The 18,039-nt window shown below is 59.0% G+C and carries 16 protein-coding genes; 2 read left to right on the forward strand and 14 right to left on the reverse strand.

Going from position 1 to position 18,039, the window contains the following annotated elements:
- Positions 1 to 104 precede the first annotated feature (104 nt).
- From CHR62_RS00445 to CHR62_RS00490, 10 genes are read right to left on the reverse strand one after another with little or no spacing between them, the layout of a single operon-like run.
- Positions 105 to 1,250 carry an ABC transporter substrate-binding protein gene (locus CHR62_RS00445; protein WP_123659645.1) on the reverse strand — a complete coding sequence of 382 codons (1,146 nt, stop codon included), beginning with the start codon at positions 1,248 to 1,250 and terminating at the stop codon, positions 105 to 107.
- A gap of 55 nt (positions 1,251 to 1,305) precedes the next feature.
- The gene (locus CHR62_RS00450; protein ID WP_123659646.1) at positions 1,306 to 2,034 is read right to left on the reverse strand and encodes an SDR family NAD(P)-dependent oxidoreductase; all 729 of its coding nucleotides are present in this window, start codon (positions 2,032 to 2,034) and stop codon (positions 1,306 to 1,308) included.
- Between the two features lie 22 nt (positions 2,035 to 2,056).
- Positions 2,057 to 2,842: a cyclase family protein gene (locus CHR62_RS00455; RefSeq protein WP_093969966.1), complete on the reverse strand. Its 786-nt coding sequence runs from the start codon at positions 2,840 to 2,842 to the stop codon at positions 2,057 to 2,059.
- A gap of 35 nt (positions 2,843 to 2,877) precedes the next feature.
- Complete coding sequence (locus CHR62_RS00460; RefSeq protein WP_123659647.1) at positions 2,878 to 4,122, reverse strand: SDR family NAD(P)-dependent oxidoreductase; 1,245 nt, start codon at positions 4,120 to 4,122, stop codon at positions 2,878 to 2,880.
- Complete coding sequence (locus CHR62_RS00465; protein WP_093969964.1) at positions 4,119 to 5,294, reverse strand: thiolase family protein; 1,176 nt, start codon at positions 5,292 to 5,294, stop codon at positions 4,119 to 4,121. The genes CHR62_RS00460 and CHR62_RS00465 overlap by 4 nt, the downstream gene beginning before the upstream one ends.
- Positions 5,291 to 6,925 (reverse strand): AMP-binding protein, encoded by a 1,635-nt coding sequence (locus CHR62_RS00470; RefSeq protein WP_123659648.1) that lies wholly within the window; start codon positions 6,923 to 6,925, stop codon positions 5,291 to 5,293. Before CHR62_RS00470 ends, CHR62_RS00465 begins: the two co-directional genes overlap by 4 nt.
- A gap of 10 nt (positions 6,926 to 6,935) precedes the next feature.
- Positions 6,936 to 7,430 carry an aromatic-ring-hydroxylating dioxygenase subunit beta gene (locus CHR62_RS00475; protein WP_123659649.1) on the reverse strand — a complete coding sequence of 165 codons (495 nt, stop codon included), beginning with the start codon at positions 7,428 to 7,430 and terminating at the stop codon, positions 6,936 to 6,938.
- Positions 7,427 to 8,749: an aromatic ring-hydroxylating dioxygenase subunit alpha gene (locus CHR62_RS00480; protein ID WP_093969961.1), complete on the reverse strand. Its 1,323-nt coding sequence runs from the start codon at positions 8,747 to 8,749 to the stop codon at positions 7,427 to 7,429. Before CHR62_RS00480 ends, CHR62_RS00475 begins: the two co-directional genes overlap by 4 nt.
- A 36-nt stretch (positions 8,750 to 8,785) precedes the next feature.
- A complete protein-coding gene (locus CHR62_RS00485) occupies positions 8,786 to 10,336 on the reverse strand; it encodes an indolepyruvate oxidoreductase subunit beta family protein (RefSeq protein ID WP_123659650.1) in 1,551 nt (516 codons plus the stop codon).
- A gap of 9 nt (positions 10,337 to 10,345) precedes the next feature.
- Positions 10,346 to 12,577: an indolepyruvate ferredoxin oxidoreductase subunit alpha gene (locus tag CHR62_RS00490; protein WP_123659651.1), complete on the reverse strand. Its 2,232-nt coding sequence runs from the start codon at positions 12,575 to 12,577 to the stop codon at positions 10,346 to 10,348.
- Between the two features lie 187 nt (positions 12,578 to 12,764).
- Between CHR62_RS00490 and CHR62_RS00495 the strand changes: the two genes are divergently transcribed.
- Positions 12,765 to 13,241: a MarR family winged helix-turn-helix transcriptional regulator gene (locus CHR62_RS00495; RefSeq protein ID WP_093969958.1), complete on the forward strand. Its 477-nt coding sequence runs from the start codon at positions 12,765 to 12,767 to the stop codon at positions 13,239 to 13,241.
- A gap of 45 nt (positions 13,242 to 13,286) precedes the next feature.
- On the opposite strand, the gene CHR62_RS00500 is transcribed toward CHR62_RS00495, so the two are convergent.
- The 4 genes from CHR62_RS00500 to CHR62_RS00515 all read right to left on the reverse strand — a co-directional run bounded on the left by CHR62_RS00500 (position 13,287) and on the right by CHR62_RS00515 (position 16,411).
- Positions 13,287 to 14,264, reverse strand: coding sequence for an FAD:protein FMN transferase (locus CHR62_RS00500; RefSeq protein ID WP_233574774.1), 978 nt, complete (start codon positions 14,262 to 14,264; stop codon positions 13,287 to 13,289).
- A 5-nt stretch (positions 14,265 to 14,269) separates the two neighbouring features.
- On the reverse strand, positions 14,270 to 15,070 hold the full coding sequence (locus CHR62_RS00505; protein WP_123659652.1) for a DUF4198 domain-containing protein: 801 nt from the start codon (positions 15,068 to 15,070) through the stop codon (positions 14,270 to 14,272).
- A gap of 31 nt (positions 15,071 to 15,101) precedes the next feature.
- Complete coding sequence (locus CHR62_RS00510; RefSeq protein WP_123659653.1) at positions 15,102 to 15,632, reverse strand: DUF2271 domain-containing protein; 531 nt, start codon at positions 15,630 to 15,632, stop codon at positions 15,102 to 15,104.
- 104 nt (positions 15,633 to 15,736) lie between these two features.
- On the reverse strand, positions 15,737 to 16,411 hold the full coding sequence (locus CHR62_RS00515; RefSeq protein ID WP_123659654.1) for a PepSY-associated TM helix domain-containing protein: 675 nt from the start codon (positions 16,409 to 16,411) through the stop codon (positions 15,737 to 15,739).
- Between the two features lie 516 nt (positions 16,412 to 16,927).
- Between CHR62_RS00515 and rpoH the strand changes: the two genes are divergently transcribed.
- Positions 16,928 to 17,812 carry an RNA polymerase sigma factor RpoH gene (gene rpoH / locus CHR62_RS00520; protein ID WP_093969954.1) on the forward strand — a complete coding sequence of 295 codons (885 nt, stop codon included), beginning with the start codon at positions 16,928 to 16,930 and terminating at the stop codon, positions 17,810 to 17,812.
- Positions 17,813 to 18,039 lie beyond the last annotated feature (227 nt).

Raw genomic sequence — 18,039 nt, forward strand, 5'->3', positions numbered from 1 at the left:
GCGGGGCCGGGGCCTGCCGCGTAACCGCATAAAAAATCGGCTGCCCCCTTGGGAGCAGCCGAGTTGACGTCATTCGACCCGAAGGCCGACAGACGTTGTCTGCATTACTTCACGAGACGCCATTCGCCATCTTTAACGGTGATCAGCTCACGGCCGCGCTCGTCAAAGCCGCTGTGGTCTTCGGCGGTCATGGTGTAGACGCCCTGGGTAGCCACCAGCTCTTTCGTTTGCTCAAGCGCATCGCGCAGGGCAATACGGAACTCGGGTGTGCCGGGTTTGGCTTTGGCCGCTGCAACAGGCACTGCCTTTTCCAGCAGTAGGCCGGCATCGTACACGTTGGCGCCAAACGTCGCAGGCTTTTGACCGTGCATGGCTTCGTAGCGCTTGATGTAGTCTTCGGCAATGGCCTTGGAGGGGTGTGTCGCCGGGATTTCGTCCAGTACCAGCATCAGGCTGGCGGCCAGAATCGTGCCCTCGACTTCTTTGCCACCCAGTTTCAGGAAGGCGGGCAAGGCGGCGCCGTGGGTTTGGTAGAACTGGCCTTTGTAGCCTTGTTTGACCAGTGTGGTTTGCGGCAGTACAGCGGCTGCGCCTGTACCGGCGATCAGGACGGCATCGGGTTTGGCGGCGTAAATTTTAAGTGCCTGACCGGTGACCGAGCTGTCGTTACGCTGGTAGCGTTCGGTGGCCACCAGTTTGATGCCCTTGTCTTGGGCCATTTTGCCAAATACGGTCAGCCAGTCTTCGCCATAAGCGTCGTTAAGACCCATGAAACCAACGGTTTTTACGCCGGTTTTAACCATGTGGTCGACCAGGGCGCTGGCAATAATGTCGGTGTTTTGGGTGGTTTTGAAGACCCATTTCTTTTCAGGGGTCATGGGCAAGACCACCGATGCCGTGCCTACCGGTGCCAGCATGGGCGTTTGCGCTTCGGCTGCAAACTGGATCACGCTCATGGCATTGGGTGAACCCGACGGCCCGATCAGTGCGTCGACTTTTTCTTCGGTAATGAGTTTTTTGAAGTTGGTGACCGACTGGGTTGGGTCACTCGCGTCGTCCAGCGAAATGTACTCAACGGTCAGGTCGCCCATTTTGGTGGGCAACAGGGGGACAGAATTTTTTTGCGAGATGCCGATCAGGGCCGTCGGGCCTGTGGACGACGACACAACGCCGACCTTGACCTGCGCGAATGCGGGGGCAGTGCCCATGGCGGCCAGAACGGCCAGTGCTACCAGTTTCTTGATCATCATAGTTTTTTATTCTCCGTGAAACGGTTTGTCCGGAAGGGACGTGGGCCTGGGCCCGTTAAATGGTGATCGAGCTGACGCTCGCGCCACCGCAAACATAAAGTGTCTGGCCGGTTATAAAGCTGTTGGCCGGATCGGAAAAGAACATGACGGCGCGCGCGACGTCGTCGGCGCGACCGAGGCGTTGCACCGGGATACCCTTGGCGATGTTGGCTTCGCGTTCACTGCCCGCTTCGACCACATCGTAGAACATATCGGTTTGGATGGGGCCGGGTGCGACCACGTTGGCGGTGATGCCTTTGGCGGCAAGCTCTAGTGCCCAGGTGCGCGTCATGCCGACCATGCCTGCTTTGGTGGCCGAGTAGGCTGTGCGGGTGGGCAGGCCCAAGGCGCCTCGTGAAGACATCATGACAATACGCCCGAATTTGATCGACTCCATGTGCGGCAGGCAGGCCTGCACCAGCGCAATGGCTGCGCCCAGGTGGATTTGCGTCAGGCCGTGCAGCTCGTCTTGCGTGACGTCGGGCAACAGGTTGGGCCAGATGACGCCAGCATTGTGGATGACATGCGTCACGCCGTGCGCCTTGGCAATTTCATTGCTGGCCTGAATGGTGGCGTTGGCGTCAAGCAGGTCGACCTTGACGGTTTTCAGCTTGGGGTGAGACAGCTCGGGCTCGCGGCGTGCCATCGAAATGACTTCGTAGCCTGCGTCGAGCATCTGGCGGACGATTTCCAGGCCGATACCAGCGCTGCCGCCGGTGACGACGGCGGTGTATTGCGTATTCATGGGGTGTGCTCCGTAGTTATCGTTATGTGTTGGGCGTCAGGGCCAAGACCCGCAATGGGCTACCCGAACCGCTGCGGATTTTAAGCGGGGCGGAGAAAATCAGTGCGCCTTTTGCCGGGAGCTGATCAAGATTGGTCAGACATTGCAGCCCATAGCGGTTATTGCCGTGCATGTAGTAGTGGCAAGGGTAGGGTGGGTCGAGATGGGCGGCTTGGCCTGCATCGGTGCCCACAGATTCGGTGCCGAAACCATGCACATTGCGTTCTTTGATCAGCCACGGGACAACCTGGGCGTCGGGGCCAGGCGAGTGGCCGCCGTCGTCTTGCATGTTCAGGTAGTCGGTGGGCTTGTCGCGTTTCGACCAATCGGTACGCATCAATACCCATGCACGCTCGGGGATGCGCCCGTGTTGCTTTTCCCACTGCTCGACGAAGTCGATGGTGAGCAGGAAGTCGGGGTCTTGCGCGGCCTGGGCCGAACAGTCGATGACGCAGGCCTCGGCAATGAAGGCGTCGAGCGGGATGGTGTCGACGCAGTTGTTGGGCTGGTCTTTGCCGCTGACCCAATGCACCGGTGCATCGAAGTGCGTGCCGGTGTGCTCGGACATTGAGAAGTTGTTCCAGTACCAGGCCGGCCCGCGCTCGTCGTAGCGCGAGATTTCTTCAATGCGAAACGGCCAGGCCTGACCGAATTCGGGCGGCAGCTGAATCGTGGGGAAGTCCGGGGTCAGGGTTTCGGTCAGATCAACCATCTTGATCTTGCCGCTTAGCAGTTCACCCAAAAATTGCGTCAGTACATTTGTGCTCATGGTGTTTCCTTGTGATGCACGTTCGGGCCCCTGGCTTAGCGGCCGCCCAGTTCGCGTTCCAACCCTTTGGGGTTTTCTTGCAGCAGCTCGATGACTTCTTTGGCAACGTCGCCTACGACGGCGTCTTCGGTGCCGTCTTTAAGTGCCTGAACTACGGCCTTGGCAATGGCTGACGGTGCCACGCGCGGTGGCGGAGTCAGTTGCTCCCACTCGTGGTCGACCGGGCCGGTAAAGATGTTGACGACGCGTACGCCCGACGGGCGGAACTCGTTGCGCAGGCACTGGCTGACCGACAGTGCGGCGGCCTGCGAGGCCGACCACAGCCCGCGCGAGGGCAGGTTGATGTGGGCATATACTGACAGCACATTGACCCAGGCGACGGCATTGGCAACGCCATCGGCCGCCCGCGACGACATCGCTGGACCGAAGTGCTGCGCTAAACGTACCAGGCCCATGCAGTTGGTGTTCAGCGTGTCGTAGGCCTTCATGATGTCGCGATTGAACAGCACGCCGCCATCGCGTTCGTAATTGGCGGTATTGACCAGAATTTCGACCTTGCCGCCGATGGACTTGGCCACGCGCTCGATGGCGTCGGTGTTGCTGACATTGAGGTCTTGTACCTGCACCCGGGGGTCGGTACACAGCGCGTCGAATGCGGCGTCTTTTTTCCAGATTTCTGGGTCGCCCACGAATACGGTGGTGGCGCCGGCGTCGAGCAGGGCTTTGACAACCGCCCGGCCCACGGCAGTTTTGCCGTCTGTGACCAGGGCGCGACGGAATTTGGGGTCGCAGGCAGTTTCTCGGAGCACGGGGTCGTCTTCCATGTGGGGCGTTGGTTTTTGGGGCAAGGCAATCAGGACGGCCTGGCCGCTGCGATCGAGCTTGAGCGTCAGGCGCACGGTATCGCCGTCGTTGCAGTCGCCGTGCACGTGCGCGACCACGGAGGGACCGGCTTCCATGGCGACAGTACCCACGCGCCAGGGCAGGCGCTCGCGGAAATACGCATCGTTGCTGTGGTCGAGTGTGGTCGTGGCCAGCAGCTTGCCTTTGGGGTTAACGGCCTGCCATTTCAGGTCGGCCGAAAGGCATTGGTGGCAGACCTCGCGCGGCGGATACTGAACGGCTGCGCATTCTTGGCAGACCTGCATGTCGAAGCGCCCGGCAGCTGCCGCGGCGGTCAGACCCAGTGCGCGACGTGAGCGCATACCGGGCGGCAGCGCAGGTTGCCGTGTGCGCGCAACCGGATTTTTGCGCGTGGGCTTTTGTAATGGCGTGGTCATGCGTCACTCCGGGCCAGAAGCGCCGCCGCCGTACACAGGCCGCGGTCGTAGTTAATCATGCCAAAGCCGCTGACCAGCCCGATGCGGGCGTTGGCCACCTGACATTTGCCGGCGGTGTCGGTGAGCTGACGGATGGTTTCCACCATCCCCAGGTAGCCGCCTGCTGCACCCGCTTGCCCGGTAGATAACTGGCCGCCATTGGTGTTGAATGGAAAGCTGCCGTCGGTGGTAAAGGTATGGTCGCGCACAAACTGAGGCGCTTCGCCTTTGTTGCAAAACCCGAGGTCTTCGATTTGCATGAAGTTGATGACCGGGTAGTCATCGTATGCCTGCATGACATCGACATCTTTTGGCGCGACGCCCGCATGGGCGTAGAAGTCGTCACAATCAACGGTCCAGCCGCCGCGATACTGAATAGCATCGGCGGTCCAGGCATTATGGCGTTCGATGGTCGACAAAATGCGTACATACGGCAGCCCCAGGTCTTGCGCCCGGCTTTCGTGCATGACCAGGAAAGCGTCGGCGCCGGCACACGGCATGACACAGTCGAACAGGTGGATGGGGTCGGTAATGACGCGGGCGTCCATGTATTGCTGCAGCGTCATGGGTTTTTTCATGAGCGCATTGGGGTTGCCCAGGGCGTTGGTGCGCTGGTCGACGCACAGCTTGCCAAAGTCTTCGCGCGTGGCCCCATAGGTATTCATGTAGTGGCGGGTCAGCAAGGCGAAGCTGGCGTTCGGCCCGCCCGCGCCGTAGGGGTACGTGCCGTCTTGTGCAAATCGCGAAAACTGACTGACGGTGTTGCGAAACGAGTCGACGTGGTTGGCGTCGCCAGCCAGGCAGGCGACAACGTCGGCATCACCGGCCTGTACGGCGCGTGCCGCCCTGCGCAGGCCCACCACGCCACTGGCGCCGCCCATAGGGATATGGTCGAGCCAGCGCGGGCTCATGCCTAGGTGCTGCGTTAAGCCGACGGCGGTGTCGGGTGCCAGGGTGAAACTGGACACGCACATGCCGTCGATACTGTCTTTGGCTATGCCCGATGTTTTGATGAGATCGCGCAGGGCCTGACCCAACCACCAATGGGCGGATTGGGTGGCATAGCGCACGTAAGGAACTGTAATGGGCGTGGTGATGACCACGCCCTCGTAGCCTTGGCGCCGGGTCGTCATGCGGAAATTTCCTGGCGTTTTTTCAGGTGATTGGTGTCTACGCATTGCTCAGTACCCACCAGGGTTGGCGCCAGCTTTTTAAGTTCGCCCCGTTGAATCTTGTTCGTGGGTGTGAGCGGCAAGGCGTCGACAAAGGCCACAAAACCCGGCACTTTGTAGTACGCCAACTGCGTCAGCGACCATTTCACAATGTCGTGCGCGAGCGCTTCGCGTGCGGCTGCGTCGGCCGGCGCGTCGTTGCATACCAGACAAGCCAGAACCTCGTCACCACGCACTGCGTCGGGTACTGCCGCAACCGCAGCCGCTTTAATGGCCGGGTGGCGAAGCAGCACGCTTTCAACTTCGACGGCGGCAATGTTTTCGCCGCTACGGCGAATGACGTTCTTTTTGCGGTCGATAAAGTGTAAATAGCCGTCGGCATCGCGGCAGACAATGTCGCCAGTATGAAACCAGCCGCCTTCCCAGGCCTCGTTGGTTGCGGCTTCGTCTTTCAGGTAGCCTGCAAAAAAACCAAAGCGGGGGTTGTCGCCGGCATGGCGTACCAGCAGTTCGCCGTTTTCGTTGACGGCGGCGTCTTTGCCGGCATCATTGACCAGTCGCACTTCGACGACGGGCTCTTCTTTGCCGAAGCAGCTGGTGCCAATATGACGGGGCTCGTGGTTGGCAATGACGACTGCGCCCGAACCGGTTTCGGTCATGGCCCAGGCTTCGAGCAGCGGAAAGCCGAAGCGTTTTTCAAAGGGCTCGTGCAGGCTGCGATCGATGCCGGCGCCAAAACCAAAACGCACGCTGTGCCGGGTGTCTTCTGGTGCAGGTGCGGCCTTCATGAGAATGGCCGGCATGACGCCCAGATAGTGAATGACGGTGGCGCGCGATTCGCGCACGGTGCTCCACCAGGTTTTTGGGTGGAAGCGATCGATGGCGATCAGACAGCCGCCGGTGGTGACCATGGCCATGGTCGAGCATGCCATGGCATTCATGTGAACGAGCGGAAGCGGCGTCAGCATACGCTCGACACCTTTGTGCAGCGTGGCCAGACCGCCGATATTGGCGTACCACTGACCGCAGTACAAATAGTATTCGTTAGGCAGCATGCAGCCTTTGGGGCGCCCTGTCGTGCCCGAGGTATACATCAGGCCGCATTCGGTGTGGGTGCCGATGGGCTGGCCTGCCAGCGGCGCGGGGCGGTTGGCAGGGGGGATGCTGTCGTCCGGCCCCATCAGGGCCAGTGTCGCATTGGCGTCGAGTGCGGCTGCGGCTAGCGATTCGTGACGGCCGGGTAAAGCCACGGCCATGCAGATTTCGGAGTGGCCGATCAGGTACGACAGTTCGGCAGCGCGCATATCGGCATTGATAGGTACGACCGAAACGCCTAGTGCATTCAGCGCAAACCAATGCATGAAAAACGCGGGTCGGTTTTCGAGCAACAGCCCGACACGATGGCCGTGACCGTAACCGGCTTTGGCATAGGCGTCTTTTAGGGTGTCGATACGTTGCAGGGCGGCGCCATATGAGATTTCGCCGGGAACGATGTCGTAAATGTCGGCGGTTTCGGGCATGACGCACAGAAACGGGTTGCCGGGAAACTGCGCCGCAGTTTCGGTAAATGCTTGATAAACGGTATTGGCCACGGCCGCGTCCTTACATGAAGAGTTGAATGTTGCTCAATGCCGATTCACGGTTCAGTAGATCGACACGCTTGCGACGAATACGCAGGCGGCTCTCTTCAACACGCAACTCGTGGGTTACCCAGCCGGCATAAATGTTTTGTTCGTCGCCGCGTACTTCGGTGTAATGAAAGGCGGTGCGAACTACATACTGGCCCTGTTCGGGCTGATGCCAGGGGTGGGTGGTATCGATTTCGGGGCGCTGCAGCAAGTGGTGGCACCGACTGCGCGGCTGTTGCGAAAACGTGCGCTGACCTTTCAGGCGCTCGACCCGTACGCGCAGCAGCAGCTTGTCCTCGTCCATCAGCGATGTGTGCAGACGCGGGTCTTCCTGAGCGTAGGCCAGCGGCATCCAGTAATGGCAGTCTTCGGTGAACAGATCGAGCCAGTCTTCAAATTGCAGTGCATCGAGAATACGGGCTTCGCTGTAAACGAATTTGATAATGTCCTGATCAGTGAACTGGCTCATGTGGATTCCTTCATGGTGGCTGTCATGTAACGTGCCCAGGCCCGATACTGATTGCGCATTTGCCATTCGTTGGTGCCGTTGGTGACTTCGTTCTTGCGGTCTTCTTCGCCGGGCTCGTAGAGGCGCGCAACGTTGACCCAGTCGCGGCCGCGCGATACCAGCCCGCGTTGGGCGCGTTCGTACATTTCGAGGTCGTCGTGGCCCACCACTGACGTGGGCGCGTTAATGAGGCGGTTGTACATGACGGTGCGTTCGAGCAGTTTGTCGGGCGCACCAACCAGGCGGAATGTCCAGGACTCGACCAGCGTTTTATTGGCCGCAATAGGCTTGAAAATACGCAGGGTTTGAATAGGCCCTTTGACCATGATGTTGGGGAAGAACGTGGTGTTGTGGCGCACGTCGTCCAAAATAGCCTTGGCGCGTTCTTCGCCGTAGGCGGCCGTCATGGCTTCGAAGTAGCCAGGTACGGCTGAATACGCGGCGTGAATGGAATTCGATACACCGGTATGGCCGTGACCGTTTTCCCAGACGCGTATGCCCATGCCCTCGAAGAATTCGTAGGGCGACATGAAGGGGGCGAACTGTTCGACGGCCATAGGTTTGGGTGTGCCCTCGGGGGCTTGTTCCCATACTTTGACGGCCGTACCCGCCGACGACTCGTGCGCCACCATGGGGTGACACGTATCGCTTTGGTTGTCGACCAGCATCTTCCAGTTGCAGTTGTGCATGTAGCGCAGCACCCCGCCGGCGACTTCAAGTTTGCCCTCGGGCGAGCGGTCAATCATGTTGTCGATTGTTGACAGCGATTGACCAAAGAAGTCTTCGAAGCTTTGCCCTTCGGGGTTAAGGCGGCAGAAAATGAAGTCGCGATAGTTCTTGACGTTTTCGACCTTGGCCATGCCTTGGGCGGCTTCGCATTCTTTGAAGGTGTCGGGGTCGTAGCCGCGCTTGAGCGGCAGCGCCAGCAGGTCGCCGTTTAGCTTGAACGACCAGGCGTGGTAGGGGCAGCGGAAGAAGCGGCCCGCGTTGCCGCAGGTGTCGTTGACCAGCATGACACCTTTGTGCGGACAGCGGTTGTACAGCACTTTGACGCTGTTGTCGGCGTCGCGCACCATCAGGACGTCATCCGTCCCGACGGTGGTGGTGAAGTAATCGCCCGGGTTGGGCACCTGACTTGCATGGCCTACATACACCCAGGTATTGGCAAACAAGTGTTCCATTTCCAGTTCAAAGAGCTCTTCGTCGATGAAGAGATCTTTGTGGACCTCTGTGGGGCGAACTAATGCTTTGATCGCCTCCGGGTTGTTTTTGTAGGTCATGACAAGTCTCCGGTAGTCATTTTATTGACCAAAAAGTCAGGCGGCTGCAGCATCTCCCTGTGCAAGCAGCTTGTTCAGTTGTGTGCCTTTGTCGTCGGCCAGCGCGGCATCGCGCAGCTGCTTCAGGCGTGACGCGGCATCGGGTTTGCCGATGAGGTTGCGTGCGGCCTGGACGAGCTTTTGATACTTGCTGGTGCCACGGGCATGCGTGTCGCTGTAGCCCTTGACCAACCGACGGCAGTTGATGATTTCAACGGCCAGTTCGTAGTTGCCCGGCGCCACTTGGGTGATCAGGTTGAGCCATTCGTGGAACCCGCGCATTTCGATTTTGTGGCGCAAGGTGCTGCGACGGAAACGACGCATGCCGGCCAAACCGTAAAGCATTAAAAAGCCGGTCAGTGTGCCGCTTTGCAAGAAACGCCCTTTACGGAACATGGGTTCGAGCCACTTGCAAAGTTTGGGCGAATTTTCGATGGCTTGCCCCAAAAACGACGGCATGGTGCCGCATATTTCTTCAAGCCGCGGGTGCATGTATTCGGTCGTGTAGACCAGTTGGTCGGGCTTTGCGAGTACCTCTTCGCGTACGCGTTCGAAACGGGCTTCGCGGGTTTTCAGGTCGGCAACCCGAATGACGTCGTCGTAGGCCATGGCAACGGCAACGTAGCGGGCTGCAGCGCTGGTAAGCGCCCACTGCTTGGCATCGCCGCCGTATTGCTTGTCGAGGGCGTGAATGCCGCGCATATGCTCAAGATACTCTTTGCCATAGGCCAGGTCTTGAAACTCGAGCGTGCGGCGCAGGCCGGCCACCAGCATGGGTTGTGCGGCAGGTGCAAAGTTTGTGCGAATGTCGTCGAGCAATTGCTTGACGCGTGCGTTGGCCGCAGTTTGCGGTACGGCAGGTACCGGACGAGTGGTGTCGATGAAGTCCGGGAAGTCGGGTGCGCCCTGGGCAGCGTCGAAACCCAGCGCGAAAGCTTTAAGACTGGGCTTAACCCCTTTGCCGCTGCGCTCGATGGTGGCTTCGTAGTCGGCACGGCTGAAGGGCAGCGTGCCGCTGCCGGCGATGGCGCCGAACAGGCTGGCGCTGATCACGCTGCCGGCTTGCTCGGCCAGCGATTGCAGGTCGAAGCACATGAAGCGCTTGGCGGCTGTGCGGCCGGCTTCAATGACCTTGTTCGGGTCGGCGATGCCGTTGCCGGGGGCGGATTTTTCGCCAATGGCGTAGCTGCGGTGTGACGAAGCAATAAGGGTGCTGCGGTCGGGGGTGACTAGGCCGCGCTGGATGGCGCGGCCGCCTTCCATCAGTTCGGAGGCGACGATCAGGTCGACATCGCCCGGGGTGGGCATTAGCGCCAGCGCCGGCTGACGGCCTGCCACCTTAACGGCCTCTTCGGGCAGCAGTTCGAGGTAGTAAATTGTGGCGCCAGTACGTTGAGCAACGCCGGGCACCGATGTGGTCTGAGCCCACCAGCCGGCGTGCTCGGCCATGTCGACAATCCAGTCGGCCAGCACGCCGCCGCCCTGGCCACCCATGGCCAGGATTGCGATCTTGATGGGGGTTACGTCGTGCAATTGTGTTGTTGTCATGGTTGGGGCTTACAAAGAGTATTGGGCAAGGCGCTGGTTACGTCGGGCTTGCAGGAAGCCGATGACGCGTTGACGGACTTTGGCTTTGAACAGGTCCCACTGGGTGGGATTGTGCACAATGTCGGCCCGATAGAACGAAGGGCACAGTACGGCGGCGTGCGACACTTCGCCGCAGTTACCGCAACCGACACAGCTGTTGTCGATGTAAGCGACTGGATCTTCTTTCAGCGGATCACCGCTGTCTTTGATGGTTAGCGACGGGCAGCCCGACAAGCGGATGCAGGCGTGGTCGCCGGTGCAGACGTCGGAATCGACACCAAAGCGCTCTTTGACCATGCGCTTGCCTTCTTTGACGGCCTTGTTGAACTGCGGCTTGATGCGGCGTTGCTTGTTCAGCATGCACTCGGACTGCAGAATAAGTACTTTAGGGCCGGTGACTTCGGTGGTAAGCGCTTCTTCGAGCGTGTCGCGAACGCGCGCTACGTCGTAGGTGCGCTCAATGACCTTGACCCATTTGACGCCGACGCCCTTGACAGCTTCGATGATGGGGTTGTTGGTGGCACGGTTGGGGTTTTCGGCGCGTGACGACAAGATGTCTTGTCCGCCGGTCGCGGCCGAGTAGTAGTTGTCGATCAAGATGATGACGCCGTCGTATTTGTTGAATACGGCGTTACCAATACCCGACGACAAACCGTTATGCCAGAAGCCGCCGTCGCCCATCATCGAGATGGAACGCTTGGAGGATTTGACGTTGAACGCCGCCGTACTGGCCGTGCCCAGCCCGTAACCCATCGTGGTAGAGCCCAGGTTGAAAGGCGGCAAAATCGAGAACAGGTGGCAGCCGATGTCACAGGCGATGTGGTGTTCGCCCAGCTTCTCTTGGGTCAGCGACAGCGCGGCAAAAATCGGGCGCTCGGGGCAGCCCGTACAGAAGCCGGCGGGCCGTAGCGGCACGATCTCGGCCATGTCTTTCGACATACGCTGGAACGAGATGGGCTGCTCTTTGATCACGGGTTTCGGGCGCGTGACTTCGGCCACTTCCATGGCGGCATTGCCGTTAGCGGCTGCTGCGGGCGCCTGGGTGGGCTCGACGTCGATGACAGGCAGCAGTTCGGGGCGCTGGGCGGCCAAAAACTTTTGCAGGCCGTCGCGCATGACGGCAGTGGTGTATTCGCCCGCCAGTTGCAGTACGTCTTTACCCGACAAAATGGTGTCGATGCCCGCATGGCGCAAGATCATGTTCATGCCTTGCTCGATGTAGTTGGGCTGGCCTTCTTCAAACAGCAAGACAGCTTTTTTGTCTTTACAGAATTCGGTGACTTCGTCGTCGATCATGGGGTACGTGACGTTCATCACGTACAGCGGGATGCGGCTGTTGCCGAAGTTGTCGGCCAGGCCCAGCAGTTGCAGGGCGCGAATGACGCCGTTGTAAAGGCCGCCTTGCAAAATAATGCCGAGGTCTTCGACGTCGCCGTCGAAGTGTTCGTTCAGTTTGTTGTCTTTAATGAACTTGACCGCCGCTGGCCAGCGTTGTTTGATTTTTTCGTGCTCGTGCACGTAGGCTGCCGGTGGCAGCACAATGCGCGACAAGTCGCGTTTGGGGTTGGCCAACGCTTCGGCCAGTGTAAATTTGGGACGCTGGTTGTCTTTGGCAATGAAGCGGCCGTGAACGTGACAGCCACGGATACGCAATTGCAAAATGACCGGAGTGTTGCTGGCTTCCGACAACTGGAACCCGTGTTCGACGAAGTTGACCATGCTGTCGAGGTTGGGGCGGGGGTCGAGCAGCCACAGCTGCGATTTCATGGCAAACGCGTGGGTGCGCTCTTGCATGATCGAAGAGCCTTCACCGTAGTCTTCGCCCACAATGACCAGAGCGCCGCCGGTAACACCGCCCGAGGCCAGGTTGGCCAGCGCGTCAGAGGCGACGTTGGTGCCTACTGTCGATTTCCAGGTGACCGCACCCCGGATGGGGTAGTTGACCGAGGCGGCCAGCGTCGCAGCGGCTGTGGCTTCAGAGGCACTGGTTTCAAAGTGCACGCCCAGTTCTTCCAGGATGTCTTGCGCGTCGGCAAGCACATCCATAAGGTGGGAAATAGGCGAGCCCTGGTAACCGCCGACGTAACCTACGCCCGATTGCAACAGGCCTTTGGTCACGGCCAAAATGCCTTCGCCGCGGAATTCTTCGCCAGCGCCGATGCGAAGCTGCTGGACTTCTTTCTTGAATGAACGTTCTGCCATGGTGGTGTCCTTTACTTGAAGACGGTTGCGCGGATGCGACGTGCCTTCAAAAAAACATGAAAATTCATGTATTGGCAATATTTAATAAAAAAATCAGTCGTTTGAGTATCAGGGTAAACCATTAGTCGTCTTGACGTAGGGGTTTCGCTGGCATACGATTTTCCCCTTTTCCGAATTGTTGTCTCTTATGAATAAAGGTGCTCAGGTGGCTGATGTCAACGCCCCAAAGGCCGGGCCTAAAGAGCCTGTGCGTTTCGTGCACCGATATCTGGCTTCGGTGCTGGCGTTGGCCAGCCATAATATTTCTGCCGAATTTCATGTTGAAGTACGCAAAGCCGGGCTGACGGTAACCGAATGGCGCATTTTGGGCAGTTTGTTTGAGGCCGAAGGCGAAACGGTGGGCGATTTGGCCCGTTTGGCCATTACCAAGCAACCCACGCTTAGCAAGGTGCTGCCTCGTCTGGAAGCCCAAGGGCTGGTAACCCTCGAAACGTCGCGTGTCGACCGCCGCCAGACGGTGGTGCGCATTACCCCCAAGGGTACGCTACTTATCAGTAGTTTGTGCGATAAAGCCATGGCGCATCAGCAGCGCGTGCTGGCCAAGCTGGGCCCCGATTACGCCGACCGGATGGTCGGTTTGCTGCGGGCCATTATTACCGACTAGGCTTATTGAGGCGATGCGGGCTGCTTAGCGGCGCTGCGCGCGATGCTAAAAGCTCAGCCCTGCTTTCTGGGCGAAGGCCGCAGACCAATTCACTTTGAAGTCGGTGGATGCCCGCTCAACGAATAACGCTGCGAGCCCGTATTCTTGGGCCATTTTTGGCCCGGCGTCGGGCCCCAGGCAAAGCAGTGCGGTTGCCCAGGCGTCGGCCAATACGCATTGTTTGTGTATGACGGTGACGGCGGCCAGCGCGTGTTGCAAGGGTTGGCCGGTGCGCGCGTCCAGCGTGTGGGCGTAACGTTTGCCCTCGTGTTCAAAGTGGCGCCTGTAGTCGCCCGACGTGGCTACCGCTTCGTTGCTCAGGACAAGCGGCAAGTGTATTTCGTCGATACCGACTTGCCAGGGTTTGCCGTCGGGGTTGGTGCCGCGCGCCTTCAGCTCTCCGCCCAGTTCCACCAGGTAGTGGGTATAGCCGTGTTCGTCCAGCGTGCGCGCCATGACGTCTACGCCGTAGCCCTTGGCAATAGACGATAGGTCAAACTGCAACCCGCCGGGCTGCCAGACGCCGCGGTGCTCGGGGTTCAGTGCAGTTTTGCGCCAGCCGCTGCGCAGCAGGGCATCGCGTAGCGCTGCCGGCGCCGGGGGCCGGGTACAGGGGCCGGCCGGTCCAAAGCCCCACAGGTTTACCAGCTCATTCAGGGTAGGGTCGTAGGCGCCTTGCGTGGCTTGCGCCACCTGCAGGGCGGCTTCCATCACTGTGTAGAACTCGGGTTCTATCTGATACCAGCCGGGCTCGGCACGGTTCAGCCGGCTGATGGTACTGCCGGTGTCCCAGGTGCTCATTTGGTCGACGATGTTGTCGAGCGCGGCCTGCAAGGCGGCTTGTATTGCGCTAGGTAAAGCCGGAGCCGGATGTCTTCCGACAAGGCTTGTGCCTGTGGGGCGCAAGGCGGGGTTGTGCGGACCGATGTCCACCGCCCACGTCGTCCCCATGCTGTTACCCTGCAGGCGTATCCAGTCGCTCATAGGCGTTACTGCGGCAAGACCTCGAGTGTGGCTGTGTAAGACAAGTTGCGTGTTTTCGCTTGTTTTACGCTGGTCTTGTCATCGCTGTGTTCGATGTGCAACCAGTATTGGCCAGCTTGCGGCCAGGTCACTTCGATTTCGCCGTCTGCATTTGTCTTGGCGATGATTTCTTCAACCTGGTTGCGGTAACGCTGGGCGCCACGCACGACCTCGACATCGATGTTTTGGGCGGGTTGGCCGTCGAGCAATACGACGAAGCTTGCCTTTTCGCCCGCGTACAAATCGTTCGGATGGGTTAGCGGGCGCAGGCTCAGGCCCTGATCATCGGCTTTAATGGTCGTGGGTTTGTCGCGAGTGACAAAAGTTTCGATGCGGCCATGGCGCTGCGTGACACGCAGATCTTCGGCGTTCTGTGGTACTTCGGTTGCAAACTTCTCGGGCGTGCCCATCCAGCGTTTGTTCTTGCCGTCTTCTTTCCAGAAGGCGACCAGGCCTGCGTTGACAATGGCCAGCTGATACGTGCCGGGTTCCGTCAGTTCTACGTCAAAGCCGCTGCGCATTTGGCCCGTAAAGGTGTTTTGGGCCTGTACAGGCTTGCCGCTGGGGCTGGTGATGTTCAGGTTGCTTAGTTGCAATGGGCGGTAGTTGACATGAAATTTGTCGTTGCTGACGGCGGCGTCGACGGTAACCCACGCCTTGTCGCCCGACAGTACGGTAGACGAAGGCAACAGCCAGAAGTCGTGGGCGTTAGCGGCAGGGGCTGTCAGGGTGGCCGCCAGCAGCGACAGGGCAAGCAATTTCTTCATAAGACGGTCTCTTCCAAAGTGTGAAATGCAGTTAGGGGTTGGCGTGTAAAGTGACAGCGCCCAGTTCGTGTTTGCCTTCAGTGGCCTGGTGCTGCGTTGCTGCGGGCGGCCACGCTAGCGGCAGGCGAACTAGCTCGCGTCCGCCCTTTTCGCGTGAAGCTTCGACAACAATGTCGTATTGGCCGGCGGGCAGGTCTTTGAGTGCGGCGGCATTGGCGGGTACGCTGATTTTGTGATCGCCGACCGGGCGTGTTGCCCCTGTCACGGCGTCGTCTGGTTCGCCTTGGGTACGGCCGCTGACACGCCACCATTGGCGCAGGTCTTTCAGCCATTTCTTGCCTTCACCGTCGGCCTTCTTGTTTTCGTACCACACTGCAATGTCGCGTACGACTTTGCGATTTTCGCCCTCTAGCCAAACCGCTACGTAGGGTCGGTGGTATTCGGCGGTGTCAATTTTTGGCAGGTTGATGTTCAGTGCCAGGTCGGCCGCCACGCTGTGCCCGCCCATCAGCGAAGTCAGCAAAATAGCGGTGGTGGCGGCGGTTTTAACTGGAAGGGCCATGGTTACGGTCTCTGGTTCAGGGTCTGTGGGTTTGCGTTGGGTCGGTTTAGACGGCGTTGATGGTTTTATGTTCTAGGGGACGTAAAGCACTCGTGGACTCGTCGTCAGTGGACGAGAAGCAGCATCAGCAGCGCGGGAATCACAACGCCGGCGCTGGTAATGGGCCAGGTCATCGGGCGGTTCTTGCCGTGGATCTTCAGCAGGACCAAGCCGGTAATGGCGAAGACCAGGCAGGCAACGGCCAGTATGTCAATAAACCAGCGCCATGCGACTCCGCTATGACGTCCTTTATGCAAGTCGTTCAGGTAGGCGATCGCGCCGCGATGTATACGTTCGTACTCGAGTTCGCCGGTGGCCAGGTCAATGGCCAGCCAGGCATCGCCGCCAGGCTCGGGCAGAGATACATACACTTCGTCAGCGGACACTTCGGCCGGTCGCCCAGCAATACGAATGCCCAGGGCCTGGTCAAACCAGTTCTCGAGGTTGGTGGGCAGCACAGGGTGGCTGGTGTGCTGCGTTTTGGATGCCGATGCGTCGCCGTTAGTGACGGTATTGGCCCACGACTGAATATTGGCGTGGATGTCGTTGGGCAGTGCAAGTTGGCGTTGGGTCGTTTCGGCGTTGCCCTCGAACAGCGAAGTGTTGTTCAGCGTGACCCCGGTAATCGAAAACAGAATCAGGCCCGCCAGGCTGATAGCGGCGCTTACCCAATGCCACTGATGCATTGTTTTCATCCAGGTGTTCTTGTTGCGAGGCTTGCTGCGGGCGACGGCGTTCATTTAATTCAAAACAGGCGCTCGGGGCGCAATGGGTGGGTTCAGATGGCGAAATGTGACTGTTTTAATGCAAGGCAATACCCTGCGTTTGACCTGTTAGATCGACTGGCGCCGATTATATATTAAATAAGAATGGTTATCATCATTATTATTGTTATTGAGTCTGGTGGCTTGCGGTGCAGATTGTGGGGCGGGGCTGATCCATACTGGGGCGTTCTAGCGCTCTCGGCAGTGCATTCGGTGTTCAGATGCCGTCTGCACCCTATGGGGGCACTGCGGTCTGTGATGTGGCACAGATATTGCTTTATGTATTTCACGAAGTCTTCAAACTTCGTGCGTAGTATGGCTAATGAGAGAGAGCCTCGCGCTCACACAGCCGCTTCGGCGCGCTGTGTGAGCGCTTTTTTTTTGAACTTTCTGCTCCGACCGCTGGTCATATTGGTAACGCTCTTAGCACTCGGCCGCACAGAGTGCTAATATAAAAGTTACCTATTTCAAGGATCAGGACTGCACACGAAAATGACGAACCCATCGCAATCTTTGGCACTGTCTAATACAGCATTAACAGCGGCCATCTCGAACCCCGGTGCATTAGGCACTATCGAGGCCTATATTGCAGCGGTTAATCGTTTGCCCGTGCTTTCTGCCGAGCAAGAAACTGAACTGGGCAAGCGTTTGCGCGATGCCGCAGATCTCGACGCTGCTCGCGAACTCATCTTGTCGCATCTGCGTCTGGTCGTATCGGTTTCGCGCCAGTACCTGGGCTATGGTCTGGCGCATGCCGACCTTATCCAGGAAGGCAATATCGGCCTCATGAAGGCCGTCAAGCGTTTCGACCCCGACCGCGGTGTGCGGCTGGTGTCGTTTGCTGTGCACTGGATCAAAGCCGAAATTCACGAATACATCGTGCGCAACTGGCGTATGGTCAAAATCGCCACCACTAAGGCTCAGCGCAAGCTGTTCTTTAATTTGCGCAGAATGCGCCCCGACGGCCAAACGCTCGATCCGGCGCAGGTCGATGCCATTGCGCGCGAACTCAACGTACGTCCCGAAGACGTCAGCGAGATGGAAGTCCGTCTGACGGGGCGCGAACTGGCCCTCGAAGCGCCTCAAGACGACGAAGATGCTTTTGCCCCTGTCTCGTACTTGTCTGACGACGGCATGCAAGAGCCCTCCAACGTGCTAGAGCGCCGCGCGAGCGATGCGCTGCAAGGCCCCGGGCTGGGCAAGGCCCTGGAAATGCTCGACGCACGTTCCCGGCGCATTGTCGAGGCTCGTTGGTTGCAAGACGAGGGTGGCGCCACCCTGCACGAGCTGGCTGCCGAATACGGCGTATCGGCCGAGCGCATCCGCCAGATCGAGGCAGCAGCATTCAAAAAAATGCGCGCAGCGCTCACGGTTTAAGCTAACTGGCGGGTGCTTGATCGCCTTGCGGGCGGGTGCTTTTAAGTGTCAGGCGTCGCGTCGAGCCAGATCAGGCTTAATTAGTCGCCCTGGCGTTGGCAGCAGGGCAGATACAAAAAAATACATTTTCATCAGGTATTTGACTGAACCAAATGCCGGTCGTAAGGCCTAAACCTTATAAGACATCGTTGACATTCACCTCGTTGTGTCCGGTGTCTTGTGACCGC

Source organism: Pusillimonas sp. NJUB218, from assembly GCF_003788685.1.
Taxonomy (GTDB): domain Bacteria; phylum Pseudomonadota; class Gammaproteobacteria; order Burkholderiales; family Burkholderiaceae_B; genus Neopusillimonas.

Coding starts and splice junctions, on each gene's coding strand:
- CHR62_RS00445 (WP_123659645.1), bottom strand. CDS start 1,250: ATGATGATCAAGAAACTGGTAGCACTGGCCGTTCTGGCCGCCATGGGC.
- CHR62_RS00450 (WP_123659646.1), bottom strand. CDS start 2,034: ATGAATACGCAATACACCGCCGTCGTCACCGGCGGCAGCGCTGGTATC.
- CHR62_RS00455 (WP_093969966.1), bottom strand. CDS start 2,842: ATGAGCACAAATGTACTGACGCAATTTTTGGGTGAACTGCTAAGCGGC.
- CHR62_RS00460 (WP_123659647.1), bottom strand. CDS start 4,122: ATGACCACGCCATTACAAAAGCCCACGCGCAAAAATCCGGTTGCGCGC.
- CHR62_RS00465 (WP_093969964.1), bottom strand. CDS start 5,294: ATGACGACCCGGCGCCAAGGCTACGAGGGCGTGGTCATCACCACGCCC.
- CHR62_RS00475 (WP_123659649.1), bottom strand. CDS start 7,430: ATGAGCCAGTTCACTGATCAGGACATTATCAAATTCGTTTACAGCGAA.
- CHR62_RS00480 (WP_093969961.1), bottom strand. CDS start 8,749: ATGACCTACAAAAACAACCCGGAGGCGATCAAAGCATTAGTTCGCCCC.
- CHR62_RS00485 (WP_123659650.1), bottom strand. CDS start 10,336: ATGACAACAACACAATTGCACGACGTAACCCCCATCAAGATCGCAATC.
- CHR62_RS00490 (WP_123659651.1), bottom strand. CDS start 12,577: ATGGCAGAACGTTCATTCAAGAAAGAAGTCCAGCAGCTTCGCATCGGC.
- CHR62_RS00495 (WP_093969958.1), top strand. CDS start 12,765: ATGAATAAAGGTGCTCAGGTGGCTGATGTCAACGCCCCAAAGGCCGGG.
- CHR62_RS00500 (WP_233574774.1), bottom strand. CDS start 14,264: ATGAGCGACTGGATACGCCTGCAGGGTAACAGCATGGGGACGACGTGG.
- CHR62_RS00505 (WP_123659652.1), bottom strand. CDS start 15,070: ATGAAGAAATTGCTTGCCCTGTCGCTGCTGGCGGCCACCCTGACAGCC.
- CHR62_RS00510 (WP_123659653.1), bottom strand. CDS start 15,632: ATGGCCCTTCCAGTTAAAACCGCCGCCACCACCGCTATTTTGCTGACT.
- CHR62_RS00515 (WP_123659654.1), bottom strand. CDS start 16,411: ATGAACGCCGTCGCCCGCAGCAAGCCTCGCAACAAGAACACCTGGATG.
- rpoH (WP_093969954.1), top strand. CDS start 16,928: ATGACGAACCCATCGCAATCTTTGGCACTGTCTAATACAGCATTAACA.